Raw genomic sequence first — 3,120 nt, 5'->3', positions numbered from 1 at the left:
CCGTCGGCGCGACGGTCCGGGGATCGACCGCCTCCGATGGTGCCCCCGACGCGTACAGGCCGTCCGGCTGCAGGTCGCGGTCGTGCGGGAGCAGCCAGAACACCCGTCGCCTGAAGGTCCCGGAGGCGCGGGAGGAACGAGCCTCGGGGCCGAGCATCGCGTAGCCCACCATGCGACCGTCACGGTGGTACGGGGGCCTGCCCTTGCGTGAGGGAAGGCGTTCCAACGACTGCCTGACGTAGTCCAGTTGCTCAGGATCCTCGAGCCAGCGGATCTCGATTTCGTGCGCGAGCTCGGCGGGATCGATCAACGCGCTCACTGCTGCGGCTCCTCGGCGGCCAGGTCTGCGGCCACTAGGCCGATACCGGGATAGTACTTGCGGGAATTGGAGAGGATCATTGCCTTCGGTGATGCCATCCCCAGTGTCTCGCGAACACGGGCCGCGAAGCTACGGGCACTCACCGGGTTGGCTCCTTCGAGAGCGCACCAACCGCCGTAGGCGGCGTAGAGCTGCGCCTGTTCGGCGCGTAGGCCGTCGGCGAGTTTGCAGCACTCCGACAGGAAACGGCCGACGCTGTCCTCGGTCTCGGCGTATGCGGTGGTGGCGACCTGGACGCTCTGCGGGCCGGCGAGGTCCTTCTCACCGGCGAAGTAGCGGCGGGCGCCGGCGATGAGCCAGGCCAGGATGCCCGGGCCTTCCTCCGCGACGAGCAGGCTCGCGAGATTGTCGATCTTTCTGTCCTCGGCGACGACGCGTGCGAAGGGGATCAGACGCATGCGGCGCCAGAAGGCCATGCCGCCCGTACCGACCTCGGGGCGGTGGTTGCCCAGGAGCCAGAGCTTGTGCGTGGGTTGGAAGCTGAAGAAGTCCTGACGCATCCGACGGGCTTTGATCTTGTCGCCACCGGTCAGGAGCTTCACCCGGGCTTCGTCGAAGCGGTCACCCGGCTTGAGCTCCGAACACATGATGACGCGGCGCCCGTGGAGCTCCGCGAGGTCTGTCGGATGTCCTTCGAAGGCCTTGGCCATGAGGAAGCCGGGGGGCGCCGCGTCGGCGTAGTCCCCCAGCAGTTGGAGCATGACGTCCAGCAGAACGGACTTCCCGTTCTTTCCCTGGCCGTAGAGGAAGGGCATGACCTGTGCGCCGACGTCCCCGGAGATGGAGTAACCCAGCAGGAGATGGAGGAAGTGGGTCATCTGCTGGCCTTCGGTGTCGGTACCGAAGGTGTCGTCCAGGAACCGTTGCCACCTGGGTGTGGGCATCGTCTGTGGCGCGATGGCGGTGGAACGGGAGTGCCGCTGCCGCGCCGGGTCCGGGGGGGTGATGAGGCCCGTCCGCAGGTCGACGACGCCGCCCGGGGTGCAGAGGGCGTACGGATCGGCGTCCAGCGTGGAAGCGTGGAGCACCATGTCGGGCGAGGCCTTCGCCTGTTCCAGCATCGCGTTCATACCCGATGTGGACAGCGCTCGGCGCCGGTGGCGGCCGAGCTCGGTGTTGGTGAAGGCTCCGATGGGATCGTGCGTGGCGAGTTGCTCCGCCATCTCACCTGCCGACCACAGCACATGGTCGGTCTCGTCGATCTGCCACCGGTGGCCACTCCAGATGTACCAGCCCAGGCCGGGGACGTAGCGGTAATCCCCGCCGTAGAGGCGCGCGAAGAGCTTGGCGTTCCCCCGGTCGCTGAGTGAGTCCGGCAGCAAGCCGTGGGGAGTCGCACCGGCGGGGGGGACGGCGGTCGGATCCCGGTAGGGGGCAGGAGGGTCCTGGGGGGAGGCCGCGGAGAGGCCCGCGAGATCGAGGAGACCCTGGACGGGCTGGGGGTCGGTCTGTGGGATCGAGGTCGGTACGGCCAGTCCGTTGTGGCGGGAGGACGAACCGAGGATCTGCTGGGCGGTCGCCAGGGGATCGAAGCCTCCTTCCAGCGGACCGTTCGTGGGTTTCATGAGCGTCCTTCAAGATGAAGCGGGCGCCGGCTGCCGGCAGCCATGGCACTGCGAATGATCGAGGAACAGCGTCGTTCCTGCTCGGGACGTGCCTGGCGAGCGGCGTCGAGGAGAAGGCGTTCGGCTTCAATGAGCGTTAGGTATCCGGCAGCGGCGAGACCTCCTGCGGTGTAGGCGACCCGGTTCAGTTTTTCGGTGAACCCGGCTCCCTCCGGAATCACCGCGCAATCGGTGATCTCGGTGAGCAGGGAGGCAAGGGTGCGGGTGGCGGCGTTGCCACCACCACCCGCGGCTATGACGGCCTGGCGGGCACGGGGGGGAACCGTACGGCCGGACACCGGGACCTCGGAGGTCTCGAGATGGCCAGTACGGACAAGCTCCTGCGCAAGCCAGTCCGGCAGCGGAGCGGGCATCCGTGCCGTTCCTACGGGAGAGTAGCGTCCGGCGGACGTCACCGTGCCCGGTGCGACGATGTAGCCACCTCCGGAGCGGACGTCGACCTGCCAGGCGAGCGCGCGGCGTTTCCCGGATCCGGTGGAACTCCGGAAGGCCTGCCACGGCTGCGTGCGGTACCAGATGTGGAGGCCGCCGGAAGGGGTGCGTACCCGGAGTGTGGTCTCGTCGTGGCACGGGTCGGTTGCCGAGCGAAGGGCGGCCAGCAGGCCCATCGTGTGGTGCCCGGTCGAGAGCCCGTCGAGGTTGATGTGGTCGGCGATGGGGATTCCCGGAAGCAGACGGCTTCGTTCCGGCACGGTGGTGGTGTGGGCGTCGACGTCGATGACGAGTAGGCCGGCGGGCCCGCAGGCAACCGCCACACCGAAGGACGGATTCTTCGTCCACCACTGGGCCAGCCGGTCCGGGTCGGTGGTGGCGCAGAGCAGTCCGTGACACCACCGCCCTGCCGGCAGGCAGGGGCAGCCCGTCGCGGTGTGGCCCGGGGCCTGGCACTCCCCGCAGTTAGCGGCAGGGGTCTTGTACCGCGGAGTCAGAGGATGGACCGGCCAGCCCTGGGCGGCGCACCACAAGGCGATCGCCAGCGTTCGCGGGGGGCGCACATCGTCGAGACGAAGCTCGGCCGTAGTCGCCCTCACGTCCATCCTTGCTGGCTCCGTTGCCGATTGTTGAGTCGCTTTCGGTGTATGTGCTGGTCGCGGGGGTGCCAGCGACTGAAGCGAC

General features: G+C 68.4%; 3 protein-coding genes. All 3 read right to left on the bottom strand.

Annotated elements, in window-relative coordinates; genetic code table 11:
• Nucleotides 1–319 (bottom strand): DUF6009 family protein (locus AA75_RS14730; RefSeq protein WP_033820452.1); only part of this gene is annotated, 319 nt, incomplete at its 3' end.
• Nucleotides 316–1,944, bottom strand: a complete 1,629-nt coding sequence (locus AA75_RS14725; RefSeq protein WP_082526511.1) for a phage/plasmid primase, P4 family — start codon at nucleotides 1,942–1,944, stop codon at nucleotides 316–318. The genes AA75_RS14730 and AA75_RS14725, both read right to left, overlap by 4 nt.
• Complete coding sequence (locus tag AA75_RS14720) at nucleotides 1,941–3,041, bottom strand: bifunctional DNA primase/polymerase (RefSeq protein ID WP_082526510.1); 1,101 nt, start codon at nucleotides 3,039–3,041, stop codon at nucleotides 1,941–1,943. Before AA75_RS14720 ends, AA75_RS14725 begins: the two co-directional genes overlap by 4 nt.
• Nucleotides 3,042–3,120: the final 79 nt, after the last annotated feature.

This window comes from Kitasatospora sp. MBT63 (assembly GCF_000710465.2).
GTDB lineage: Bacteria > Actinomycetota > Actinomycetes > Streptomycetales > Streptomycetaceae > Kitasatospora.
This window is presented reverse-complemented; position numbering and strand designations above follow the sequence as displayed.

Excerpts from the sequence above, each read along its gene's own strand:
- AA75_RS14720 (WP_082526510.1), bottom strand. The coding sequence starts at position 3,041 with ATGGACGTGAGGGCGACTACGGCCGAGCTTCGTCTCGACGATGTGCGC.
- AA75_RS14725 (WP_082526511.1), bottom strand. The coding sequence starts at position 1,944 with ATGAAACCCACGAACGGTCCGCTGGAAGGAGGCTTCGATCCCCTGGCG.